This window comes from Vibrio hibernica (assembly GCF_015223435.1).
Taxonomy (GTDB): domain Bacteria; phylum Pseudomonadota; class Gammaproteobacteria; order Enterobacterales; family Vibrionaceae; genus Vibrio; species Vibrio hibernica.
On record NZ_VHKO01000002.1, the window covers coordinates 147,397 to 174,376 of the forward strand.

Genomic DNA, 26,980 nt, shown 5'->3' on the forward strand with positions numbered 1-26,980 from the left:
AAGTGTCGGACAGTTTTGATCTTTTCTCAAGATCAAAAAAAATCGGACTATCTTTTTGTGATAGTCCGATAGATTTGACAATGTTTTACGCTTACATTATTTTTTCAGGGAACTTTTCCGTCTAAACCCAATAAAGCCTAATAAGCCTAATACCCAAACGCCTAGACTACCGGCACGTTCTACTTTAGGGTTATCCCCACTTCTAGCGGTAATATCAGCACTCGTTGTTCCTGCGATAGGAACCAGTTTTACAGCGACAACCTTTTCTTTGCTATTGCCATCCCCACAATATGAATTATGGGTTGTATTGTCATAACCACCTTCACATTTGATAGCAGTCGCTGAAATAACGCCATCATCATTAATTCCAGTGGCATTAATGATGCGGTACTGATTATTTTTAGGGTCGGCATTATCACCGTTAGTTAAATTATCTAACCACCATGATTTGCCTTGGAAAATAGCTAGGCGATCAGGGTTTGTTCCTGTTAAGTTCAATGGGTCAATGAACCCACGGCGACGACGTTGTTTACCACCTGACTCTCGATCTTTTTCAGCATCGATAGAGCCAACAACTTCATTAAAGTTATTGATGTCATTCGCTTCACCGCCGGCACTCGAGAAAAATATATCACCAGTTAAGTAAACTGCATTAGGTGATTTACTTGCTGAACCTGTCGCTGCATCGGTATAAAATAGACGATTATTAGCCGCGCCACTATCTGAATAACGCCCACTACGTTTCGTCTCACCAATAGCAATTAAATTGCGGTTCATCGCTTTAACTAAGCTGTTGCTGTAAATGTAGTCACTGCCATCTTTAACTCTGGCGCCATTAATGAACACACTGCTCCAGGCATTATCACCAACAGAAAATCCAGCTGATTTAGTAGGATAGAAAATAGCCGCTTCCATTAATAAATTTTTATCATCACTACGCGTATTAAACCCACCTAATACCGGTAAAGTATCATATTGATTACCAGGAATTTGAGCAATAGCAGCAGTACGTGCACTACCTTGAGCCGCTGCTTTCTTGTGGTTTGGTGACGTTGTAGCTTGGCCTACCCAACCAGAAACAGCCACTCCAGATGCAGTAGCTGGTGCCACAGCGCCTAAATTCCAAGTATAAGCTTGAGTAGCAAATGCAAAGTTTTGGCAATCCGATGACGCAGCAGGATCAGCATCGGTTTTACAGTGCCCTAAGCTACCGTTGTTATATTCTTTATTATCATCTCCGGTGTCAAAGGCAGCAATGGAAGCCGAACCAACCGCATATGTTGACCCATTATATTCAAATGAATCATATGCAAAAGTACGTCCCATTTTTTCTACTATTGCACCATCTTGTTTCGGCAGTAGCTGAGTCGTATCATAAAAACCACGCTGGCGAAATGCCAATGCATAACTTCTATTAACATCATAATATCCACTGCTGGTAATACCGATAACAGCGGTAGGCGTTGCTTTGCCAAAGTTGGTTACAACAACATTTTTTGTACTATCAACCGGTGATGCTATTCCACCTGGTTTATAAACGGAGTCGCTAGGAATATTAGTTAAAATACCGTTCTTAGAGTTAAATGCCGACGCATTGCTCTTATAGTTTGCTTGAGAAAATGCATCACGCTCACGCTCTAATCCGCCAGCTGATTTGTTACCACCTCCATACCATTGATCATCAGCCCAACCTTCACATGTGTCATAGCCCAGTTGGTTATAACAATAACGCTTCAAATCATCACGATCTAAATAGGTAAACGTATTATCTACTTTAAAAGGTACTTCATCTTTATATGGAATCCCTTCGGTACCATTACGAGTGTCACCGGCAAGTACATAATCTTTCTCATCACATTGATTAGTACCAAAACAGCCCAGCTGTGTGGGATCTTTAGGATCAGTAGTCGCATCAATTTCTTTAGATTCAATCGCACTGCCATAATATTGATTGGCAGTAATCTTTGGCGTTACTTCAACTACATTATAGATAGCAGCAGAAGCGGACTGAGCCGCCAATAATGAGGCGGCAATAAATGTTAATTTAAATGTTGTTTTTGACATCATTAATAGCTTAGTTCCATAATAGTGCTAATAATTATTAGCACTGCATCGATTCCAGTTCTTCCCATCGCTCAAATGCAGTTTCTAATTCTTGTTCAGCAGCGTGTAAACGATCCAACGTTGATTGTGTTTTATCGCTACTCTGGGCAAAGAAATCAGGTTGATTGACCTGTACTTGCAATTGTTCTATTTCGGCTTCAAGAGCTTCCAATACTTTAGGTAAAGCTTCGAGTTCTCGTTGCAGCTTATAGGATAACTTCTTCGATTTCGTCTCTATCGGTTGAGGTTTGGGACTTTCTTCAACTGCTATGCTTTCTTTTGCTGCTTCTTTAGCCGATGAACTGTTAACTACAGTGTCACCTCTAGTGGCTAAAACTTGTAAGCGTTGAGCTTGAGCATCGTGATACCCACCGACAAATTCTTCAATCTTACCTTCACCTTCAAAAATCCAGCTGGTTGTCACTGTATTATCAACAAATTGACGATCGTGACTAACAAGAAGCAAAGTACCCTGATAGTTGGCAAGCAAATCTTCTAAAAGTTCCAATGTTTCTATATCTAAATCATTGGTTGGTTCATCGAGTATTAATAAATTGTTCGATTTGAGGAATAATTTTGCTAATAGTAAACGGTTTTTCTCACCACCAGAGAGCGCTTTTACTGGTGTTCGAGCTCGTTTAGGCGCAAATAGGAAGTCTTGTAAATACCCTAGAGCATGACGAGTACGACCACCGACAGTGACTTCTTGTTTTCCGTCGGCTAAGTTATCCATAACCGTTTTTTCAGGATCTAGAATTTCACGATATTGGTCGAAATACGCCACTTCTAATTTAGTACCGCAATGTAAACGGCCAGAATCTGGTTTTAATTGATCCAGTAAAAGCTTCAATAAGGTACTTTTACCGCAACCATTTGGGCCAATAAGCGCGATACGGTCACCACGCATGATGTTAAAGCTAAAGTCTTTAACAATGGTCTTGCCATCAATCTGGTAATTGATATTTTCAGCTTCAAATATAATTTTGCCAGAGCGGTTCGACTCATCGATTTGGATGTTGGCTTTACCCACGACTTCACGGCGATCAGAGCGCTCTTCTCGCAATTGTTTTAAAGCACGTACACGCCCTTCATTACGAGTACGTCGAGCTTTAATACCTTGACGGATCCAGACTTCTTCTTGCGCGAGTTTCTTATCAAATTCCGCATTTTGCATTTCTTCAACGCGTAATGCCTCTTCTTTATCAATAAGGTATTGAGAGTAATTCCCAGGGAAAGAACTCAAGTTACCACGATCCAAATCAATAATACGTGTCGCCATTGATTGGATAAATGCACGGTCATGCGAGATAAAGATAATAGAGCCACGGAAGTCTTTTAGAAATGCTTCTAACCATTCAATCGTAGTCACATCTAAGTGGTTGGTTGGTTCATCTAGTAGCAATACATCAGGGTCGCATACTAATGCTCTGGCCAAAGCGGCTTTACGCTGCCAACCACCTGATAAGCTAGTCAGTAAAGCATTCTCATCTAAAGATAAAGAGGCAAGGATATTTTTGATGCGATCTTCCAAGCGCCAACCATCATTATGGTCAAGCTGCTCTTGAACCTTAGCAAGGCGGTTGATGTTTTTTTCAGAAGGATCTTCCATCATTATATCGAGTTGATGATGGTATTCTTTCAGCAACGCTCCAACTTCGGCAACACCTTCAGCAACATAATCATAAACCGTGCCTTCAGCATTTCGTGGCGGATCTTGTTCTAAACGCGATACAACTACATCTTGTGTAATTTGAATTTTCCCATCATCCATAATGATTTCGCCAGATAGCACTTTCATCATGGTGGACTTGCCTGCCCCATTACGACCAACCAAACACACTCTTTCGTTTTGTTGTAATGAAAAGTCAGCCTTATCTAATAAAGGATGATCGCCAAAGGCCAATTGGCCATTATGGATACTAATTAATGCCATTTTGTTTTAACCACACTTGTAATTCTTCAATATTAAAAGGCCAAAATAACTCAATTGGTTGAAGAGTTTCTTTTGGGTTAGCTGTTCTTTCGGATGCAACAGCTTGATAATCCATGTTTTGAATCTTTGTTTTTTCAACATACTCTTTGGTAAAAGCTAGAACAGGAATGGTGACACCGTAACTAGAAAATAATTCATCGTCAAAGGCAATATCAACAACATCAACTTTATCACCGAGATTAAGCTGCTGTAGTTGGCTAAATGCCATTTCGCATAAATGACAGCCTGATGTTGAGTAAAGCGTTAACACATCTACTTCCTGTTCTATTTAAAATATAGCTTTCGAGTAGGAATATTATTTTTGATGGGTAATAATCCAACAATTATGAATATGTTTATTACGCTCGAAATCTAAAGGCCTAGTCTTTTCTGATATATTCTCAGCTTGTAAACCTAGCTCAGCTAGCCCCTCTAAATCCATCTTGAATTGACGTTTATTATTAGAGAACACTACGATGCCATCTTGACGCATGAGGCGTTTTAGGTCTTCCATTAAATTTAAATGGTCACGTTGAACATCAAAGGTATCTTCCATACGCTTTGAGTTTGAAAATGTCGGTGGATCGATGAAAATCAAGTCAAATTGACGATCTTCATGTTTAAGCCATTGCAAACAATCAGCCTGTTCAAATTGGTGTGCATCGCCAGTGAAACCGTTAAGTTCCATATTGCGCTGAGCCCACTGTAAATAGGTATTCGACATATCAACGGTTGTGGTAGATTTAGCACCGCCTGCCGCAGCATGTACGCTCGCACTTCCCGTATAAGCGAACAAATTTAAAAAATCTTTACCTGCTGACATTTGCCCTAAGCGACGGCGAGTTAACTTATGATCTAAAAATAAACCGGTATCTAAATAATCTTGTAGATTAACCAGCAATTTCACACCGTATTCATTAACTTGTAAGTATTCAGAATCTTGAGAAAGCTTTTGGTATTGACGCTTACCTTTTTGTTTCTCACGAGTTTTTAAAACAACCTTATTCGCATCCACACCTAATACTTGGATTGTGGCTCGAATAATATCAGTGAGACGGCGTTTTGCCACATCTTCAGGAATGGTTTTGGGTGCTGAATATTCTTGAATGACGACTTGATCGAGATACAAATCAATGGCGACATTATAATTAGGCAGATCAGCGTCGTAGGCTCGGTAGCAATCTAATTGCTCTCGTTTTGCCCACTTACCAATTTTAGCGATGTTCTTTTTCAAGCGATTGGCAAATTCTGGAGCAACTTGAGCTTCTTCTCGCTCGGCTTGACGTGGAGTTTCACCGTCTGGATTAACTCGACCCGTAATAGAATAGTTTTTTTGGTGACACGGTAACGCGCCATTACTCAACTTATATTGCTTATCAGCACGCATGCGTAAACAGCTTAATAGTTCATCACTCGCCGAAAATATAGAAGCTTGGCTACCTGAAAATTCACTTTTTAAACGAGCACCTAATTCAGTATAGAGCGCTATCAAGCCAGGCTCTGTACCTAAACGCTCGCCATATGGTGGGTTACAAATAACAACACCAGTATCAAAATCAGCTGGCTTTTCTAGCTTCGCCGCATCACCTAATTGAAATTGAATGATATCGCCTAAACCTGCTCGCTTAGCATTATCTTTTGCCGCTTGCATAACACGGCGATCATTATCAATACCAAAGAACTGAGTATTAGTTAGTGCTTTAAGACCTTTTCTACCCTGAACACTGGCTTCGGCTTTAATTTCTGTCCATGTTTCAGGTTCAAAATCATTTAATGATTCAAATGACCACTTAGGACGTTGCATACCCGGTGCCATATTCGCAGCCATCAATGCAGCTTCAATTAATAGTGTTCCTGAACCACACATAGGATCGAGTAATGGCAGCGTACTGTCCCATCCACTGCGTAAAATGACCGCACACGCTAGAGTTTCACGTAAAGGTGCAGCCCCTGCTTCTGTACGATAACCACGTTGATGTAATCCTAGGCCAACCATATCGATTCCCAAGATAGCGCGATCGCGATGCAAACGGACATGAATTCGAAGATCCGGCTGTTCCTTACTAATATCAGGGCGACCTAAATCTTTCTTAGTGAAACTATCAACGATGGCATCTTTAACTTTCATCGCTCCGTATTGGCTATTGCGGATCTCACGGTTAGTCCCGTTAAAATCAACAATAAGGCGCTTATCAACCGAGAAATGGCTCGACCAATTTATTGCTGAAGCCGAGAGATATAAATCCATATCATCATTGCAATAAAACTCGGAAAGGACCTTCACAAAACGAGATGCTAAACGGCTCCATAGGCAGCAACGATAAATTTGAGCATTGCTTGCAGTAAAGCGTACCCCAGCTTGAACTGGTTTCGCATCGGTAATGCCTAACTGTGTAAGTTCGTCAGCAAGAAGGTTTTCAAGGCCGTTAGATGTGATAGCTAAAAATTGATTCATTATCTCGGTCAGTAACTTGGTAAATGGACCGCGATTATATACTGAAATGCCATACAGATGCGAACATCTCTCACCCGTTCGTACTTTTAACTCTTTCCCTCAATTTCTAGTTTTATTTTTAGCTAAAATATCCCCCCTTAAATCTATGCAATTTTCACATACACAAACCAAGAGCCAGCATTGATAGTGAGCACTAATTTGCATCTTTATTCACCTCAAATCTGGACTATACCAGTAGTGAGTATTTAGTGTTTTTTTATTACAGAATGTCGATAAATGAGGAACTTAGGTCGTGATAGGTGCTATTTTGAGCACAAAAATAGGCTTAAAATAATTTAAAATAATTGAGGTTTGACCAAAATAAATGGCTCAGAAATCAGTATAACTACAATTGATCCAAAGTTTATCCCCCTGCCATATGCAAAAGAACGTTATTAATATGAAGTGTCGTGACCAAGTGGCTAGAATAAACAGAATAGAATTAGCTAAAAAATGATAATCCGGAAATATATCACTGATATTTTAGGCAAAAAAAAGTCGGCAAAGAAAGCCGACAGAAAAACAACAAGGAACAAAATAAGATAAGTAGGTAAACGTTTAGCCAACCATTGCGTAAGTATTGGCTTGGTGCTGTCGATAAGCTTTAGCAAATCTATCGTGCATAACCTTAATAGGCTCACCAAATTGCATTACTTTTGACTCTGTTAAGCTAAAGTCTCTTAATGAAACCGATACGCATATACTGGCTGTTTCACCTACTTCTACTACCATAAACAACCCTTCATCATAGCAGTTACGTAAATGAACAATTTCGCCTTCTTCAGGCACAAAGTCCCCGCCTTGAGAAGAAAAGAACCAGCTCTTAGGTTGTACTGGCTTATGGAATCGACGTGCAGCTACGCTATTTAATGCTAGTTCAGCTTTGCGAGGCTCAGACAAAGGAAGAGTATCAACTTGTTCTCTAAACGTATGAAAACTATTCGCATCATCAATAGAGAATTCATTAGATTCAAATGCATTATTAACGAGCATTTTGGTCTGAATATTTACGCTGAAAACCATGTCCTGCCCTAGATCCAACATGAGGGCCTTGGTAGTTTCATTGTAATACCATTTCCATGTATCACTTGGTTTAAGCATTGTCCTCTGCCTCTTTAAAATAAAGTGAAAATAGACACTCTACTTCTTTCGTCTATCCCTTAGGTATTAATTCATTCTACAAACGGTTGGACAAAAAAAAAGAGGAAAACAAATTTCCTCTTTTATACTAAAACCATATAAATATTGTATTATTTAAATGTTTTTCACTATTTCTTTTACTAATTCTGGCCCTCTGTAAATAAAGCCAGAATAAACTTGGACCAATTTTGCTCCTGCTTGCATTTTTTCTTTTGCTGCAATATAAGAATCAATACCACCGACCCCAATAATTGGGATCTCATCACCTAATTCTTTATATAATTGACGAATAACTTCGGTGCTGCGAGATTGCAATGGTTTACCACTCAACCCACCCATTTCATCCGCATTCTTCATGCCATCGACTAAACTACGATCTAAAGTAGTATTGGTTGCAATCACACCATCAATTTTATGCTTTTTCAAAGAGTCACAAATTTGCACTAATTCATCATCACTAAGATCCGGTGCAATTTTCAATGCAACTGGAACATATTTGCCATGCTGTTTCTCAAGCTCAGCTTGCTTTTTCTTTAAGGCCGACAATAGTTCATCTAATGCTTCACCATATTGCAGAGAGCGCAACCCTGGCGTATTTGGCGATGAAATATTTGCAGCAATGTAACCAGCATGCGGATACACTTTTTCCATGCAAATTAAATAATCTTCCGTCCCTTTTTCAATTGGAGTGTCTTTGTTTTTCCCAATATTAATGCCAATCACACCTTTATATTGGGATTTTTTAACATTTTCAACTAGCTTATCGACACCTTCATTATTAAAGCCCATACGGTTAACAATGCCTTCAGCTTCAATAATGCGAAAACAACGAGGTTTATCATTACCAGCTTGAGCGCGCGGTGTTACTGTTCCAACTTCAACAAACCCAAATCCCATCGCGCCAAAACCATCAATGGCTTCACCGTTTTTGTCCATACCAGCGGCTAATCCAACCGGATTTTTAAATGTAATTCCCATCACCTCAACACTACGAGTTGGTAAATTTTGACGAAAAAACACATCAAGTGGTGTTCCATTTAAGCGACGGATATTTTTGATCGCAAATTCATGTGCCGTTTCAGCACTGAATTGAAATAAACCAGCTCTGGCAATACGATAAAGCATGTTTGGTCCCCAAAAGATTCATTCAAAAGAAAAAGCCCCTAAAATTAGGGGCAAAGTATACCTTTGACACTTAAAATATACTAGCCATAATCATTTGCGATAACGGCTAGTGAGTTTTATATAGTCTTTAAAATCAACAAATTAAATTATTATCAATAAATATTATGCATTTGCTGCGCAATTTAAGTTCAGTAACATCAACTCTCTTAACGCTACTGAGAACTTAGCAAACTCATGAGCATTTCCTACTTTAAACTCATTCAGAATGCTTTCCCACCTTCCCAGTGATCCTTTATTAGTATCAATCCACGAATTAAGTGACAGTGTGACATCTTTTATTTGTATATTTTGACCAGTCCTAACCAAAACTTGTAAGGTTAGTTGGCGCTGTTGCCAATCAAGATCTTCTCTAAAAGTAGCACGCGCTAAAGCCTGCCAATGGTTATCAATTGGCTGATTATTAATCTGCTCTAAGAACCAATGTAAAGACAAACGGTCGCCTAAAACAAAATATATGGAGGCTGTTTTCTCAACATCCACACCCACCTCATTAGATACAGTAATAATATCTAATGCTGAATATAGGCTACTTAATCGTGAAACATTGATTGCTAAAGCTTTAGATACTCCAGCTTCAATCCATACTTTTGCTAATTCATCATGTTCTTTAATTTCTAAAGGAACTAAAAATTGAGCTAATCCTTGTTCAACGCTATCAATACCTGATTGATATTTATCGACAATTTCACCAACTGTTAATTTTGTCATTTGATTACGAATCAACCAACGTGAGGAGCGTCTTAAATGACGACGTACTAGCATTAATAGTTCATATTGAATATTGGCCGTTGTTTTATTATCCAACGATCTAATAGCATTAAACATTTGTGCGGCATTAAAAATAACGCGTGAAGCAACATAAGCATTGGTAATATCTACAACCGTTGCTCCTGTTTCATCTTGCAGACGACTAACAAAATTACAGCCCATCTCATTAACCATTTGATTTGCAAGAGACGTTGCAATTATTTCTTTACGTAATGGGTGTGTTGGCATTTGCGCTTCATAGTTACGGCGTAACTCTTTAGGGAAATAGTTAACCAACAACTGAGCATTATATGCTTCATTTGCTATCTCATCACACGCTAGATTTTCTTTTAATACCATTTTAGAGTACGAAATAAGCACTGAAATCTCAGGTCGAGTTAGTCCCTTTCCATGTTTCTCTCGTTCTAATAACGTTTCATCATCTGGTAAAGACTCCAGGTTACGATCAAGCTTACCCATTTTTTCTAAAGTATGGATGAAGCGAATGAGTTCTTTAACTTGTGCTGTCCCTTGGCGTTCCAGTACTGAGATAGATTCGGATTGACAATAAGCATCATCAAGCACGATTTCACTGATCTCATCTTCCATGCTATCTAAAATAACATTTCGCTGTTTAAAGGTGAGATCACCATTTGCTACAAGTCCATTTAAGAAAATCTTAATATTCACTTCATTGTCAGAACAATCCACGCCACCAACATTATCAACAAAGTCAGTATTAACACGACCTCCAGTTAAGGCAAATTCAATACGACCTAATTGAGTCATACCTAAGTTACCACCTTCACCAATGACTTTTGCTTTTATCTCCTTGCCATCAACTCGTAATGAATCATTAGCTCTGTCACCGACATTTGTATGACTTTCTTTTGATGATTTAACATATGTTCCAATTCCTCCATTCCATAACAGATCAACCTTCATTTTGAGGATCATGCTGATCAATTCAGTTGGAGTTAACGACTGTTTTTGTGTGCCAATCATCTTTTGGATTTCAGGTGTCAATGTAATAGATTTCGCTCGTCTTGAGAAAACCCCACCACCTTGAGAGATCAACTTAGATTCATAGTCTTCCCAGCTTGATCTTGGTAGGTTAAATAATCGTTCTCTTTCTGGCCAGCTTGTTGCCGCATCAGGATTTGGATCAATAAAAATATGCATATGGTTAAAGGCTGCTTGTAAACGGATATGCTTAGATAACAACATCCCGTTCCCAAACACATCTCCGGCCATATCACCAATACCAATACAGGTAAAATCGGTCGTTTGTATATCAATATTCATTTCGCGGAAGTGACGTTTAACCGACTCCCAGCCACCTCTTGCAGTGATCCCCATTGCTTTATGGTCGTAACCATTTGAACCACCGGAGGCAAAAGCATCATCAAGCCAGAAGTTATACTCAGCAGCCACGGAGTTGGCAAGATCACTAAAAGTCGCCGTTCCTTTATCCGCCGCCACGACTAAATAGGGATCATCAATATCATGACGTACGACATTAACTGGTGGGACAATTTCCCCTTCAATAATGTTATCGGAGACATCGAGTAATGCTCGAATGAAGCGTTTATAGCAACGTTGTCCTTCAGCAAAAATTTCATCGCGTGTTGTAAAGTTTTGCTGACGTTTACAAACAAACCCTCCTTTAGCGCCAACAGGAACGATCACGGTATTTTTAACTTGCTGTGCTTTTACTAAACCAAGCACTTCGGTTCTGAAATCTTCCTGGCGGTCTGACCAACGCAATCCACCACGAGCAACTTTTCCTGCTCGTAAATGCACGCCTTCTACATCAGGTGCATATACAAATATCTCAAACTCTGGAACAGGTGCTGGAATTTCAGGGATCTTACGAGGCGTTAATTTCAGAGCCAACCATGGTTTGGGTTCACCATTTTGATCAACTTGATAATAGTTGGTGCGAATGGTTGCCAACATCATTTCCATATAACGACGAATAATTCGGTCATCATCTAAGCTATCAACTTTATCCAGTTTAGCTTTGATTAATGTGATCAATTTATCTTCGGCTTTAGAACGTGATTTCACTTTAGGATCAAAGCGTTTTTCAAATAAATCGACTAGTATTTGTGCTAATTCAGGATGGTTGGATAATGTATCTTCAATATATTGCTGGCTAAATGGAAAACCGACTTGACGCATATAGCGCGCATAGCTGCGTAGAATAGTGATTTCTCGGCCCGTTAAATTGGCTGATAAGACTAAACGGTTAAAACCATCGCTTTCTAAATTACCATTCCATATAGAAGCAAAGGCTTGTTGGAATCGCTCCCTTGCCTCTCTAAGATCCACTTGATCTTTGCTTTGGTGCAACATAGAGAAATCTAAGATCCAATATATTGTGCCGTCTGCTTTTTCGATCTCATAAGGAGACTCTCCGATCACTCGCAAACCTAAATTTTCTAACATAGGCATAACATCGGATAAATGGATCGGTTCATCTCTATGATAAAGCTTTAAACGAACAGCTTTTGAATCTTTCGTCGCTTCTTGAGGACGATAAAAAAGCATGCCAAGTTTATTCGTTTCATTTAATGCTTCTAGCTGTTCAACATCAGCAACCGCTGTTCCTCCAGCTAATGTCGCTTCTTTATAAGATCGAGGAAAAGCATCCTGATAAGCTTTCGATAATGCCGTTCCTTTATTCTCGCCAAAATTAACAATGACAGCTTGTGTCAATCGGTCATCCCAAGATGAAGAAGCTTCCATTAAATTCCTCTCTATCAATTTTACATCTATATCTTGATTATTATTATCGACTCGTACGATGTATTGCGTTCGAGCTAATGGGCTTTCAGAAAAGTATGTCGTAAACTCAACATCTTGATCACTACCAAAGTAGTCTTGGAAAATACTTTGAGTTTTCGTTCGAAGTTCTGTGTTGTACCGGTCTTTAGTCACATAAACCATACAGCTATAAAAACGTCCAAATGGGTCTTTACGAACAAATAATCGCAGGAGATCCCTGTCTTGCATTTGGACTACGCCCATTCCAACTTCTAGTAATTCGTCTTCTTTTGCTTGAAGCAGTTCATCTCTTGGGTAATTTTCTAAAATATTATGTAAAGCCTTCCAGGAATACGACCCTTTAAGATAACCACTGGAATAGAGGATACGCGCCACTTTGTCGCGAATAAGAGGAATATTTTCAACACTTTGGTTATACACAGCAGAAGTGTAGAGACCAATAAATCGATGTTCACCGACCACTTTGCCATTTTCATCAAATTTCTTAATACCAACATAATCGGTGTAAGCAGGTCGATGAATAGTTGAAGCATGGCTGCCTTTGGTTAACATCAGTAAATCTGGTTTTTTTGCTTCTAACTTGGCTAAATCAGATAACGTAGAAAGACGAACACTACTTTGCACTCGTTGTTCTTGCTTTAATAAACCTAACGCCTCACCGCTAGACGGGACAAGTTCATAATCTCCGTCTATCGGTAATAAGTCATATTCCTTATACCCCATAAACGTAAAGTTATGCTCTCCAAGCCAACGTAAGAAAGCAAAACCAGCATCTAAACGATCAGCCTCCACTGGGATATGTTTTCTTTGTTTTTCTGTCAACTCAATCACAGAATTTAACTGGGAGCTCATCGATTGCCAATCAGAAACGACAAGTTTAACATCTTGAATAACAGACAATAATTCGGCTTTTAAATCTGCCATGCATTGCTTATCGGTAAGGCGATCTATTTCGATATGAAATAAAGATTGCATCCCACCGTTGCCATTATTGATACCGCAAACCTGCCCATTGTTATATTCAATTTGAGTTGGGCCATTGGCCATAAGGTGACTAGTAAGATCGAATCGTGATAATACCATTTTGATTGAATCGACTAAAAAAGCAGTATCCGGCACTACAATTTCAATAATAGTATGTGTTGACTGCCAACCTTGTCGACTAAGAGTTGGATTAAATACGTGGACAGAAACTTGTTCTTCCTTTTTACCAGACACATGTTGCCAAAGGCTCATAACTGCGCCGTATAGATCTGATTCATTCCTTTGAAAGAGATCATCTTGTGAAATATTACTATAAATATGTTCAGCTAAATGGGTCACTAATTCTTGTGAAGGTGACTCTAATTTATCCTTAATGAGCTGATATACTTTTTCGAGTAACACTGGAACAATTTTTTCACTAGATGGCATCTTTTTACTCCAATCATTGGATAGACAATTAACTTTAGGATCGCATAAAGCTCGGTGTTTATATTTTGCAATCTACTCTCTTATTGTAAGAGGTATATTGCTATAAAGTTAATTGTTTTAGTGCCTAATCTATGGAATAAAAATTGGTTTTGTGAGATTGACTCACCTTCATACCTCTAAGTAATTAGAATAATCCATTGTTAATCACTAAAAAATAAATCTTACTCAATTTTTTATTCTTAAAGAAAAATGTAATAAAAAAAGTGGCGGCCCAATTGGATCGCCACTTTTTAATTCTATGAGTAAAAATCGTAATCTTTATGCATCAAGAGCTTTATTGATTTTTTCAAACAGATCTTTCGCTAAGTTCTCTAATTTAGATAATTTCTCAAGTTCTAAACGAATCAACTTTTGACGAGCGTCATCGTACTGACGGTATTTCAATAATGGATCAATCATACGTGATGCCACTTGAGGATTGCTTGTGTTTAAAAATTCTAAAATCTCACCAGCGAAGCGATAACCTGAACCATCAATAGCGTGGAAGTTAACAGGATTACTATTAAAGAAAGCACCGACTAAGCTACGAGTACGGTTTGGATTTCTCAAACTAAATGCAGAATGATCCATTGTCGCTTTAATGACTTCTAAAGCATCTTCTGCTGGATTGGTTCCTTGTAACATAAACCATTTATCCATCACTAATCCATCATGGCTCCATCTATCACTAAACGTTGTCATTAACTTTTCACGACATTCGAGCTGAGCTTGGTTTGCAGCTCCCATTGCTGCCATTGTGTCAGTCATATTGTTTGCTAATTCAAACTGCTGGCTAACTAACTTTTCACCTAACTCTGTTGTCGCAAGGTAAGATAAACAAACATTGCGAAGTGAACGTTGGCCAATTGCAGTATGTTCAATGCTATAGTCATCTTGTTTCAAGCTATGGTATGTTGCAGTTAATTCATCAATCAACTCAGCCGCTAAAGTTTTCTTCATAAACCCAAGAGCTTCATTAATCGCATCAACATCAATTGGCTTGAACCAACCCGCCACTTCGTTTTGACTTGGCAGAGTAAGCATTTCAGCAATAAAAGCATACTCTAGCTCTTCACTTAAAATCACACCTCTAAATGCATCAATAACATTACTATTAAGTTCAAATACTTGATTCGTTTGGTAGGCGGTAATATTGCTACGTAAATATTTAGCAATTAAATTTTGACCGGCATCCCAACGAGCGAATTCATTTTGAGCATTCACCATTAAGAACATTAAATCTTGGTCTGAATAATCGTATTCTAACTTCACCGGCGCAGAGAACTCTCTCAACAACGAAATAATGGGTTGCTCTTCCACATTTTCAAACTTGAAGATTTGTTTTTCTTGTTTAAAATCCAATACGTTATCAATAACTTTACCGTCAATTTGAAGTGGGATGACCTGGCCATTAGGCTGATATAGTTCGATATTCATTGGAATATGGAGTGCTTGTTTTTCTGGTTGATCTTGTGTCGCAGGCGTTTTTTGCTCAAGCTGTAATGTAAATACTTTTGTATCGGCATTATATTCAGTTGATACTTTTACTGTTGGTGTACCGGATTGGCTATACCATAGTCGGAATTGCGTCAAATCCACCCCAGAGGCATCTTCCATTGCAGCCACAAAATCATCGCATGTCGCAGCAGTACCATCATGGCGCTCAACGTAAAGTTTTATACCTTTTTGAAAGCTCTCTTCGCCAAGTAATGTATGGATCATTCGGATCACTTCACAGCCCTTTTCATACACAGTCAAAGTATAGAAGTTATTCATTTCTATCACTTTATCAGGACGAATTGGATGTGACATTGGACTTGAGTCTTCGGCAAATTGTGGTCCACGAATAATACGAACATTGTTAATTCGATTAACTGCACGCGAGCCTAAATCTGATGAAAATTCCTGATCACGAAAAACGGTCAAACCTTCTTTTAAGCTTAACTGGAACCAGTCACGACATGTAATCCGATTTCCTGTCCAGTTATGAAAGTATTCATGACCGATCACCGCTTCAATGCCTAAATAATCTGTATCGGTTGCCGTTTGAGCATTGGCGAGGACATATTTTGAATTAAATACGTTTAAACCTTTATTTTCCATTGCGCCCATATTAAAGAAATCAACGGCAACAATCATATAAATATCAAGGTCATACTCTAAACCAAAGCGTTCCTCATCCCACTTCATAGCATTAATTAAAGATGTCATCGCATGAGGCGCTCTATCTAGGTTGCCTTTATCAACAAAGATCTCAAGATCTACTTTTCGACCTGATTGAGTTGTGAACACATCGCGTAAAACATCAAACTCACCTGCTACCAATGCAAATAAATAAGATGGTTTAGGATGTGGGTCCTGCCATTTAACCCAATGACGACCATTCTCTAAATCACCACTATCAATGCGATTTCCATTACTCAATAAATATGGATTTTCGGCTTTATCTGCAATGACTGTTGTGGTGTATTTAGCTAAAACATCGGGGCGATCTAGAAAGTAAGTAATACGCCTAAAACCTTCCGCTTCACACTGAGTACAGAATGCCCCGCCAGATTTGTACAAGCCTTCAAGTGCAGTATTTGAAGAAGGATTTAATCTCGTTTCAATCGTTAATATAAATTTATTTGGTAAGCTATTAATTATCAGCTGAGTATCCTTTAACTGATAATCTTCCCAGTGAGTTTCATCAATTTTAATACTGACAAGTTCTATATGCTCTCCATCTAGGATCAAGCTATTTGATGTCCCTTGCTTGAATACTTTAGATACCGCAGTCACCGTTGTATTCTCATCATAGAGATCAAAGGTGAGATCGAGTTCGGTGATAGTAAATTCAGGAGAAGTATAATCTTTGCGATATTTTGCTTGAGGCATTTGGCTCATTATTATTCCCTTTTAATGGTATCAATTGATCTAAAATAACAATCTAGGCCATCGATACTATGACTAGATTTAGTCTTCCATTCTTACATAATTGTTTAAAATTTCCCATATCACAAAGAGAAAAAGCTTAATTAGACCAGAATATTGAAATATTAAATTAACGTCATTCTAGTGCTAAGGTTTATCTTTCTGAAAAGCGATATACATGTCATCGTCTGTGCTTGATAACACAAGTTGCTTGGGTTGAATCGAAAATTGGGAGGTTTGTTCACCATCTTTATAGATAAAATAAATATTATTATCCTCAATATAATAGACGCCTTCTCGGTACTTAATTTTACCATTACCAGTAATCGTATGTATGGCGAAATAAAAATTAGGATCGAGATTTAGATCAATATCAACCAGTTGACTTGGAGTAACGTCTTTACCTGTAATATGAGTACTATGCCATTTTCCAGCTAAGTGAGTTGGCATGGTTTTTATGAATATGACACCATTAAGCATTAGTTGACTTGGATTTACATCATAAGAATAAATTTGTGGGGCTTGGGAATTTGAACCCAAAGTTAAAGTACCATTATCAGCAGTGAAATCTCCTTTCCAGGTATCTGTTGATAAATCTTTCCTCTTAATTGCTATTGTAAATCGATAATTAGACTCAAGCTGTAAATGAATATACAAAAAGTCATCCGCTAATTCTTGCGCTGATGGGTTGAACACATACCAGCTGCCAATTAAAAATGGATTTTCAAATAAAAACATATCCATTTTTTTAGGGATTTCAACCGTAGTTGCACCGACAGTCAAAGAACACAATAGAATTAATGTACTTTTCCACATAAGCAAAGCACCTTCATCGATATCATTATATCTAAAGCTTAGGTGATGTGACTTAACTCGCAAATATGTTTTGGCAACAATTTAATTATTAGCTATAAAAAAATGAAGCCATTAGCAATATACTAATGACTTCATAGATTTTTATTATTTCTCAGAGAATGAACTAACGACTCATATCTGCAGTAATTGAGACAGCTTCGTCAAGATAAGCATCGGGTGCTTCATAATCTTTAGGAATATCATCTAACTTTTTAAACGCTGGTTTTCCCGACGCTTTTTGACGCATATTGATGCGTTCAAGTTTCAGTTGATCTTCTTTCTCAGATTCTTGTTCGCGGAATTTTTCATTAAGGGAAATCGTTGTATCATCTTTTTCAGCTTGATACTTCGCAATATCTTCATTAATGAATTTAAACTCTAAATTACTCGCAATACGTGTTTTATGCTGCTCAGTAAGTTTGGTAACTAAGGCTTGCTCATCTGGTACTTTAACGACTGGTTCATAATTTGCTTTTGCGATTTGATCCCAAGGTAATGCATTATCTTCAACACTTTCACCCGTATCTTTAGGTGCGATGGCTGCTGGGAATGTAATATCTGGAGCTACACCTTTACGTTGAGTACTACCACCACTAATCCGGTAGAATTTTTGGATTGTATATTGTACAAAACCTAATGGCTTATCAAAGTTATCGTAAATGTGCGTTAGTGAACGATGCTGTTGAACCGTTCCTTTACCATAAGAATTTTCACCCACAATGACAGCGCGATCATAATCTTGCATTGCTGCGGCAAAGATTTCAGAAGCAGAAGCACTATAGCGATTTATTAAGACCGTCATAGGACCTTCGTAGTTTTCGATACCATCAGTATCACTATCTACATTCACTCGATCATAACTATCACGAACTTGAACCACTGGCCCTTTCGTGATGAATAAGCCTGATAGATCAATAGCCTCTGTCAGTGCGCCACCACCATTGTTGCGTAAATCGACAACAATACCATCGACTTTCTGTTTATTCAGATCGACCAATAGTTTTGCAGTATCTTTCGATAAACCAACATAAAAGCTTGGTACTTCAAGTACACCAATTTTTTTACCGTTTTGTTTAATAATTTTCGATTTTACCGCACGATCTTCTAAACGAATCTTATCTCTAACAATTGTGACAACGTGACTTTTTGCATTCTTACCCGCTGGTAATACCTGTAATTTAACCTTAGTTCCTTTTGGTCCTTTGATTAATTGCACAACATCATCTAAACGCATGCCAATAATATCAACCAGTTTCTTACCATCTTGCCCTACAGCGATAATTTTATCACCTTCGGCTAATTGCTTAGAACCTGCCGCTGGCCCACCAGTGACTAATGAACGAATAGTCGTGTAATCATCATCAGATTGAAGGACTGCGCCAATACCTTCAAGTGATAGGCTCATTTCCGCTTGAAATTCATCTGCAGATCGTGGAGATAAATAGCTAGTATGTGGATCCACTTGACGAGCAAATGCATTCATATAAATTTGGAATACATCTTCACTGTGTGCCTGAGTTATGCGTTTAATGGCATTATTATAGCGTTTAGTGAGTAATTCTTTTATTTCAGGCCACTTCTTACCTGTTAACTTTAAATTTAGTGCATCGTATTTTACACGTTGTCGCCAAAGTTCATCAACTTCAGCCTCACTCTTTGGCCATTCAGCTTTCGAGCGATCCAATTCCATTCTTTCATCGGTATCAAACTTGATCTCATGATCAAGTAGTGTCAATGCATAAGAGAACCGCTCGTACCGACGCTTCATTGATAAATTAAACATATCAAAAGCAGCCGTTGTATCACCAGACTTTAGCTGATCATCAATTTCTGTTTCAAATGGTTTAAAGTTATCAATATCAGATTGCGTAAAAACATTACGGCTGTAATCAATGGATTCAAGATAGCGATCAAAAATGCCTTTTGAAAAAGCATCATCAAGTTTGAAATGTTTGTAATGAGAACGAGTAAAGCGAGAAGCAACTCGTTGACTGGCAATAGCATGCTGAGCTTCAGGAGTAAGAACCGGAATTTGAGACTCTTTAATCTTAGCTTCGGCTGCCAATGTTGAGTTTGCTGCTAGCACAAGGCTAACAGCAAGTAATGACACTTTTAATCGGAAATTCATGCGTAGGATTATCCCCTTTATACGCGTAAGTGCTCCGCTTTCACGACCATTTGCAAGCCGTTAGCAAGGCGAACACGTACATCATCCTTGTTAATTTCGACAATAGTTGCTGCCATATTGCCTTGACCCATATTCACATTAATATCTTTACCAAGAACAATTTCATCAGATTTCAATTCACGAGTTTCAACTACTGCCGGCTTTGCCGTTTTAGGTTTAGAATCGACGTTTGGTTTTGAATCTGTTTTCGGTTTACGTGGCGCTTTAGATTTTACTTTAGCCGCTCTTTCTTCACGGTTTTTATCCGCTTGCTCTTTACGACGAGCTTGAACGCGAGCCTTACTTTCTGCTAATGCTGTTTTTGCATGCTCAACATGCTCAGCTTCTAATTCACCACACGTATTACCATCAAGGTCAACACGTTCTGCACCTAGTTTTACACCATGAAGATAACGCCAAGATGATGTGTATTGACGTAATGCTGCACGTAATTGAGTTTTGCTAACTTTTTCATCGTCACTCAAACGCTCAGCAAGATCTTGGAAGATACCAATTTTAAGAGGCTTAGCTTCTCCTTCAAGGGTAAAGCATAGTGGGAAACGTTCAGCAATATATACAATTACTTCTTTGCTGTTTTTTAACTTTTCAGTGTTTTCCATGGGGGGTCCTGATTAATGCGGGAAATTTTCCGCACGGGTGTTCATAAAAATATTTTAGCTATTATAGAGAGATGGAAATGAAAAACCACCAACACATGCAAATTATAGTGGTGAAATATGTGTTTGGAGGACAATTTCTACTTCTTTCATCAATTCCAACAGCCCTTTTTCGTCCTCCTCATCAAATCGGTTAAATTCTGGGCTATCAATATCTAACACACCAATGATTTGATTGTTTACAGAAAACGGTATCACGATCTCAGAATTACTATTTGCATCACAAGCGATATGTCCTGAAAATTCATGAACATCTGACACTCTTTGTACTCTGTTTTCTGATACAGCAGTACCACAGACTCCACGGCCAACAGGAATACGAACACATGCTGGGTTACCTTGGAAAGGTCCTAATACTAATTCATCTCCTTTTAGTAAGTAGAAACCAACCCAATTGATAGATTCCAGCTCCATATTCAATATAGAGCTAATATTAGCTAAATTCGCGATAAGATCCGTTTCTGACTCAATCAACGCGACAACCTGTGCAGTTAAACGCGAGTACAACTTATTCGACATGCTCTACTTCCATATTTTGGTTAATTACGTACAATGCAAACTTCGCAAATGGGAATCATTATCACTCATGAATAATAATTATCAATCTATGATTAACCAGTCTTGGCTTATTACTCAAGTAAAAAATCATAAACGTAAACTCATTGCTGCAAATGTAGTCGCCGTTATCGCCACCATGCTCAGTGTCCCTATTCCATTATTAATGCCTTTAATGGTCGATGAGGTCTTACTCAACAAGCCATCAACTGGCATTGAAGTAATGAATCATGTTCTTCCTCAATCATTACACTCGCCTGCTGGCTATATTGGTTTGGCTTTTTTAATGATTGTCTTAATGCGCACTGCCAGTCAGTTATTAAATATTTTACAAAACCGTCAATTTACATTGGTATCAAAAACCGTTACTTATCAAATTCGAAGCAAAATGATTGATAAGCTTGGTTTGATCAGCATCCAACAATACGAGACTCGCGGTAGTGGCAGTATTAATTCCCACCTAGTTACAGATATTGAAACCATCGATAAGTTTATTGGCACCACATTAAGTAAATTCGTTATCAGTTTTCTTACCGTATTTGGTACCGCGGGTGTCTTACTATGGTTAGACTGGCGCTTGGGTTTATTCATCTTATTGGTCAATCCGTTAGTTATTTATTTATCTCGAAAGCTCGGCGGTAAAGTTAAACATTTAAAACAAAAAGAAAATAAATCATTTGAACGTTTTCAAAATCGATTAATTGAAGTTTTAGACGGTATTTATCAATTACGAGCGGCAAATAAAGAATCCTTATATTTACAAGAACTCAAACAGCAGGCCAATCAGATCCGCGAAGATGCAGATAAATTTGCATGGCAATCAGAAGCTGCAGGCCGACTTTCTTTTCTATTATTCTTATTAGGTTTTGAGCTATTTAGAGCCATTGCCATGTTAATGGTTGTCTTCAGCGATCTTACTATTGGTCAAATTTTTGCTGTATTTGGGTATTTATGGTTTATGCTCGGCCCAGTACAAGAATTGTTATCAGTCCAATTTTCTTGGTATAGCGCCAAAGCAGCGCTTCAACGGATTAACGATTTGCTTTTACTAGAAGAAGAATATCGACCTGTCGCAAAGATAAATCCATTTAACGAATATTCCTCTTTAGACATTCATATTCAAGATGTAGAATTTTCTTATAATCACGAACAAAAAATATTAGATAAGCTAACGTTAACCATCCCAGCAGGAAAAAAAGTTGCATTGGTTGGCGCTAGTGGCAGTGGTAAATCCACACTTATACAATTACTTATTGGTGTTTATCGTGCTCAAAGTGGTATGATTTTGTTCAATAAAACTAATTGCGACGATATTGGCTTTAAAGAAATTCGAGACCAAATTTCAGTAGTATTGCAAAATCCTGTTTTATTTAACGATACTTTAAGGCAGAATTTAACGCTTGGAAGTGAATATACTGATCATGATCTGTGGCAAGCGCTTAACATGGCGCAGTTGGATGATGTGATTAATCAGTTGTCAGATGGTTTAAACACTCTAATAGGTAGACAAGGAGTTCGTTTATCTGGCGGTCAACGACAACGACTTTCAATTGCTCGTATGTTACTAACCAATCCGAAATTTGTTATTTTAGACGAAGCCACATCAGCATTAGATACAGCCACTGAATCTAGACTTCACATGGCAATGGACACTTTTTTAACCGGACGGACAACTCTAATTGTAGCTCATCGACTCTCCGCGATTAAGCAAGCTGATCTCATTTATGTATTAGAAGATGGTCAGGTAACACAAGCAGGAACTCATGGTGAACTGCTACATCAACAAGGGCTATATCAAACACTCTATGGCGCAGCAACTATTGAACGCAATCAACCAACAAAATCTACGACAGCAGAACTATCACATTCTGGGTCAAGCTATTTCCGCTGAGATTCTGGCTTGAATACCGAACAACGTCATAATCTGCATCCTTCATCAAAAGATGATGAAGCAACTCGGCTTCTTCAAGCAAAGCAGGCTCAAATAATTTGTCCAACCTGCGAAATAAAAATCACAACTTGTGAGGTACCTAATAATAAAAATGCCCACTGCCCAAGGTGTAATACTCAACTTTATTGTGGCAATCAAAGTCATTTAAAAAGTAACTTATTCCTCGCGGTTAGTGGTTTATTATTTTTCATTCCATGCCTGTTTTTTCCATTTGTAACCATTCGTCTTTTCAACATTAATTTTTCAGCTAACTTATTCAGTGGCTCATATGTATTGATGAAAGAAACATCCATCGTTTTAGGCTTTGTAGTTTTATTCTGCAGTATTCTCACTCCTCTTATCGTGTTCTGCTCTGTCATTACCGCTCATTGGGGATTAAGACATCAACATTTTTTAGTATTCAAGTATTCTTTAGTTATATTTCAACGGTTAAAACATTGGATGATGCTAGATGTATTTTTATTGGGTATCGCCATCGCCTTCTTTAAATTAAGCGAATACGCAACTATCAATCCACAGCTGGGGTTAGCTTGTATTTTTCTTACTCAAATTGTTATTATCTTTTTATTATCTCGAATGAGTGTGCGTCGTTATTGGCAACAATGGAAACCAGCGAACCACTTTCAATTTAAAAAAGTTGATAGCCACTGTCGCCATTGTCATTTATCCCAACCAGAAGCAGATTCATGTCAGCGCTGCGGCTTTAAAATGCGCAAGAGAAAACCTAATTCGATACAGAAAACATGGGTATATTTAATTACTGCGAGTATTTTAATCTTCCCTGCAAATATGCTCCTTATCTCTATTTTTTATAGTAATGGTAAGCGCTTTGAAGACACTATATTTTCTGGCGTTATTTCATTCATTGATGGTGGTATGCCATTAATTGGATTAATTATTTTCATCGCCAGTATTGCCGTTCCGATTGCAAAAATAGTTGGGCTTATTTACATACTGATCAGTATTCAAGTAAAATCGCTCACTCACTATACTCGTAGAATGAAAATCTACTTATTTGTAAAATGGATAGGAAAATGGTCCATACTAGATTTATACGTTATTGCGATTACTATAGCTTTAGTGGATCGGGATCAACTCCTTGATTTCTCACCGGGTCCAGCAGCTATTGCCTTTGCCGGTGTCGTTGTGCTTACCATGCTGGCAGCAGAAAGTTTAGATCCGAGGCTAATCTGGGACAACTACCCTACTAATAAAGAGAAGAATGAACTTACCGATGAATAATGAGCAAACGCCAATAGATAAAATCACAATAAAAAGTGAACCTAAAATTTCACCATTATGGATTCTTCCGTTGATCGCTCTTTGCCTTGCCGGTTGGTTAGGTTATAAAACGTATTCAAAAATGGGTGAGCGGATTCAGATTCACTTCTCTGATGCACAAGGATTAGTTGAAGGAAGAACAACGATACGCTATCAAGGATTAGAGGTCGGCATTGTCAAAAAGATAAGTCTCTCCGATGATTTAAAAGATATTTATGTCACGGCTGATATTTACCCTAAGGCAAGTAAATTATTATCTAAGCATACTCGTTTTTGGTTAGTTAAACCTCAGGCAAGCTTGAGTGGAATCACGGGGCTTGATGCCTTAGTATCTGGTAACTATATTGCAATTGATCCAAATAATCATGAACTAAGAGACTCCTCTAAGCATTTTTCAACTAATTACACCGCGTTTAAAGAAGAACCGATGGATCTTCGTAGCCAAAATGGCCTTAACCTCACTCTCACTTCAAAGGATTTAGGTTCTATCACGGTCGGATCTAAAATTATGTACCGTAAGATCCCGATAGGAGAAGTGACAAACTTCACACTCGCTAAAGATTCAAACTCAGTCAAAATTCAAATTTCTATCCAAAAGCAATACTCTCATATCATCAATTCAGACAGCCGGTTTTGGAATGTAAGTGGTATCAGTGCCAATATAGGTTTTAATGGTGTTGATGTTCAGTTAGAAAGTTTAAATGCGTTATTGATTGGTGGTATTGCCGTTGACTCCCCACAAGATGGCAGCACAATAGAACCCGATACTAACTTTAATTTATATTCAAACATTAAAACGGCAGGACGCGGAACTCGTATAACAATGGTATTACCTGATGACAGTAAAGTATCAGCCAATTCCCCTATCATGTATAAAGGCATCGAAATAGGTCAAATTACGGATGTAAAACTATCTGAAGATAAAAAATCAGTTATCGCTTCAGCGGCAATTCAACCTGCGTTTAATGATGTATTAAATCAAGGCTCTCAGTTTGTCTTAGAAGAAATTAAACTCTCGTTAACCAAATTGGAAAATGTATCTAACCTTGTGACTGGTAATTTTCTAACTTTGGTTCCCGGCATTGGTATAAAAACGCGTCAGTTCAGTGTTATTCGTAAAAATGATTTACTACGCACTAAGCGTCTTACAACAGCAATAACATTGATTTCAGATGACACATACGGATTAGAAACTGGAACCCAAATTCTTTATAAAGGGATTCCTGTAGGTACAGTCAGTAATATATCTTTACGTAACGATAAAGTAGTTTTTGATGCCCAAGTTAGTTCTAAATATGCTCAACTAGTAAAATCTCAAAGCCGCTTTTTTGTGAGTGGTAGCGTTGATGCTCAGATTAGTGGAATGGGGCTTAGTGTCACCATGCCTCCGGTTAAACGACTGTTAGCTGGCTCAATTAGTTTTGATAGCCGTGGCGATGAAAAAATCAATAGTAAATATCAACTCTATGCGAGCGAGTCCTTAGCTGAACTAGCAAAATATGAAACATTCGGTTCAACAAGCTTAACCTTGTTTGCCCCTTCACTACCACCCGTATCCAAAGGCAGTCCTATTCTATACCGCAATCTTCAAGTTGGTAAGGTATCAAGCTTTAAGCTCGTTGATGGTGGTGTAAAAATATTTATTCGCATCGAAAACCGTTACCAGCACCTACTCACGGCAAATACCGTATTTTGGAATTATTCAGGTATTAAGGTCGATGCAAGTTTAAGCGGTATAAATGTGACCGCGTCACCTTTAGCGTCATTAATAAAAGGTGGCATCGCTTTCGATTCAATAAACGGAGTAGAAAACAAGCTAAATAAAAATTGGATACTCTACGAAGACTATAAATCTGCTCGTCAATTTGGTCGTCAAATTACTTTAATAGCAAAAGAAAATAGCAGTGTAAAACCAGGCATGCCGATCAAATATCAAGGTGTACCTGTAGGCGAAATCACCCTCGTTCGCCCCGACTTTAGGCTTAATAATGTGGATATTACAGCACGAATCTTCCCTCAATATGTATCAAACATTGCTAGACAAGGGAGTCAATTTTGGGTGGTTAGCCCTGAAATAAGTCTCAACGGAGCGAAAAATATAGACTCATTGTTAACGCCTTACTTGCAAGTAATGCCCTCAACAAATACCACTGCAAACTACAAATTTACTTTAGATCAGCAACGACAAATGCAATCAGGGACAACTTTTTATCTACAAAGCTTAACGAAAAATTCAGTGAAGGCAGGCACCCCTATTTTATATCGTGATTTTGAAGTCGGTCGAGTTACTCATGTCGAGCTTGGTGATTTGGCGGATAGGGTCATCACAACAATCGAGATCAATCAAAAATACGCTTATTTAATTCGTAAAAACTCCATCTTCTGGGATGTATCTGGTGTGAATGTTAGCATTGGATTAACGGGGGCAAATGTCAAAGCAGGGACTGTAGATAATATCTTACGTGGAGGAATTACCTTTGCTACACCTGAAGGGGAAGATTTAGAGCCTAAAGCTGAGCCTAAAACAACTTTTCTGCTTAATAAAGAATCTCAACCAGAATGGTTAACTTGGCAAAAAGCGATTCCACGATCATAGTGGGATATTTACTAATAACGTAACCTGTAAAATACAGCTTAAATGAGCTGTATTTTCTTTTAATACAAAATAACATTCATTCTTCTTAGACTAAATATTGAG

The 26,980-nt window shown here is 38.2% G+C and carries 15 protein-coding genes; 3 read left to right on the forward strand and 12 right to left on the reverse strand.

The annotated features are described in order from the left end of the window. Positions 1-96: 96 nt before the first annotated feature. From FH976_RS02010 to FH976_RS02065, 12 genes are all read right to left on the reverse strand, one after another. Positions 97-2,067 carry a DUF3466 family protein gene (locus tag FH976_RS02010; RefSeq protein WP_228767309.1) on the reverse strand — a complete coding sequence of 657 codons (1,971 nt, stop codon included), beginning with the start codon at positions 2,065-2,067 and terminating at the stop codon, positions 97-99. 34 nt (positions 2,068-2,101) lie between these two features. Continuing rightward, on the reverse strand, positions 2,102-4,036 hold the full coding sequence (locus FH976_RS02015) for an ABC transporter ATP-binding protein (protein ID WP_194089237.1): 1,935 nt from the start codon (positions 4,034-4,036) through the stop codon (positions 2,102-2,104). Further along, positions 4,023-4,346, reverse strand: coding sequence for a glutaredoxin family protein (locus FH976_RS02020; RefSeq protein ID WP_194089238.1), 324 nt, complete (start codon positions 4,344-4,346; stop codon positions 4,023-4,025). Before FH976_RS02020 ends, FH976_RS02015 begins: the two co-directional genes overlap by 14 nt. 45 nt (positions 4,347-4,391) lie before the next feature. Further along, a complete protein-coding gene (gene rlmKL, locus FH976_RS02025; RefSeq protein WP_194089239.1) occupies positions 4,392-6,530 on the reverse strand; it encodes a bifunctional 23S rRNA (guanine(2069)-N(7))-methyltransferase RlmK/23S rRNA (guanine(2445)-N(2))-methyltransferase RlmL in 2,139 nt (712 codons plus the stop codon). A 597-nt stretch (positions 6,531-7,127) separates the two neighbouring features. Further along, positions 7,128-7,670, reverse strand: a complete 543-nt coding sequence (locus FH976_RS02030; protein WP_194089240.1) for a cell division protein ZapC — start codon at positions 7,668-7,670, stop codon at positions 7,128-7,130. 153 nt (positions 7,671-7,823) lie between these two features. Further along, positions 7,824-8,834 (reverse strand): quinone-dependent dihydroorotate dehydrogenase, encoded by a 1,011-nt coding sequence (pyrD, locus tag FH976_RS02035; RefSeq protein WP_194089241.1) that lies wholly within the window; start codon positions 8,832-8,834, stop codon positions 7,824-7,826. A gap of 162 nt (positions 8,835-8,996) precedes the next feature. Beyond that, positions 8,997-13,844: an NAD-glutamate dehydrogenase gene (locus tag FH976_RS02040; RefSeq protein WP_194089242.1), complete on the reverse strand. Its 4,848-nt coding sequence runs from the start codon at positions 13,842-13,844 to the stop codon at positions 8,997-8,999. A gap of 318 nt (positions 13,845-14,162) precedes the next feature. Further along, positions 14,163-16,769 (reverse strand): aminopeptidase N, encoded by a 2,607-nt coding sequence (pepN, locus tag FH976_RS02045; RefSeq protein WP_194089243.1) that lies wholly within the window; start codon positions 16,767-16,769, stop codon positions 14,163-14,165. A 174-nt stretch (positions 16,770-16,943) separates the two neighbouring features. After that, positions 16,944-17,612, reverse strand: a complete 669-nt coding sequence (locus tag FH976_RS02050) for a lipocalin family protein (protein ID WP_194089244.1) — start codon at positions 17,610-17,612, stop codon at positions 16,944-16,946. 163 nt (positions 17,613-17,775) lie between these two features. Next, the gene (prc, locus tag FH976_RS02055; RefSeq protein ID WP_194089245.1) at positions 17,776-19,779 is read right to left on the reverse strand and encodes a carboxy terminal-processing peptidase; all 2,004 of its coding nucleotides are present in this window, start codon (positions 19,777-19,779) and stop codon (positions 17,776-17,778) included. A gap of 17 nt (positions 19,780-19,796) precedes the next feature. Next, complete coding sequence (gene proQ, locus FH976_RS02060) at positions 19,797-20,438, reverse strand: RNA chaperone ProQ (protein WP_194089246.1); 642 nt, start codon at positions 20,436-20,438, stop codon at positions 19,797-19,799. 102 nt (positions 20,439-20,540) lie between these two features. After that, on the reverse strand, positions 20,541-21,014 hold the full coding sequence (locus FH976_RS02065) for a GAF domain-containing protein (protein WP_194089247.1): 474 nt from the start codon (positions 21,012-21,014) through the stop codon (positions 20,541-20,543). A 67-nt stretch (positions 21,015-21,081) separates the two neighbouring features. Here FH976_RS02065 and FH976_RS02070 point away from each other — a divergent pair, with 67 nt between their 5' ends. The 3 genes from FH976_RS02070 to FH976_RS02080 are packed head-to-tail and all read left to right on the forward strand — an operon-like array spanning position 21,082 to position 26,878. Then, positions 21,082-22,941, forward strand: coding sequence for an ABC transporter ATP-binding protein (locus FH976_RS02070; protein WP_194089248.1), 1,860 nt, complete (start codon positions 21,082-21,084; stop codon positions 22,939-22,941). Positions 22,942-22,950: 9 nt separating this feature from the next. Then, on the forward strand, positions 22,951-24,243 hold the full coding sequence (locus tag FH976_RS02075; RefSeq protein ID WP_228767310.1) for a PqiA/YebS family transporter subunit: 1,293 nt from the start codon (positions 22,951-22,953) through the stop codon (positions 24,241-24,243). After that, positions 24,224-26,878, forward strand: a complete 2,655-nt coding sequence (locus FH976_RS02080) for an MlaD family protein (RefSeq protein ID WP_194089249.1) — start codon at positions 24,224-24,226, stop codon at positions 26,876-26,878. The genes FH976_RS02075 and FH976_RS02080 overlap by 20 nt, the downstream gene beginning before the upstream one ends. The last annotated feature ends 102 nt before the right edge of the window (positions 26,879-26,980 follow it).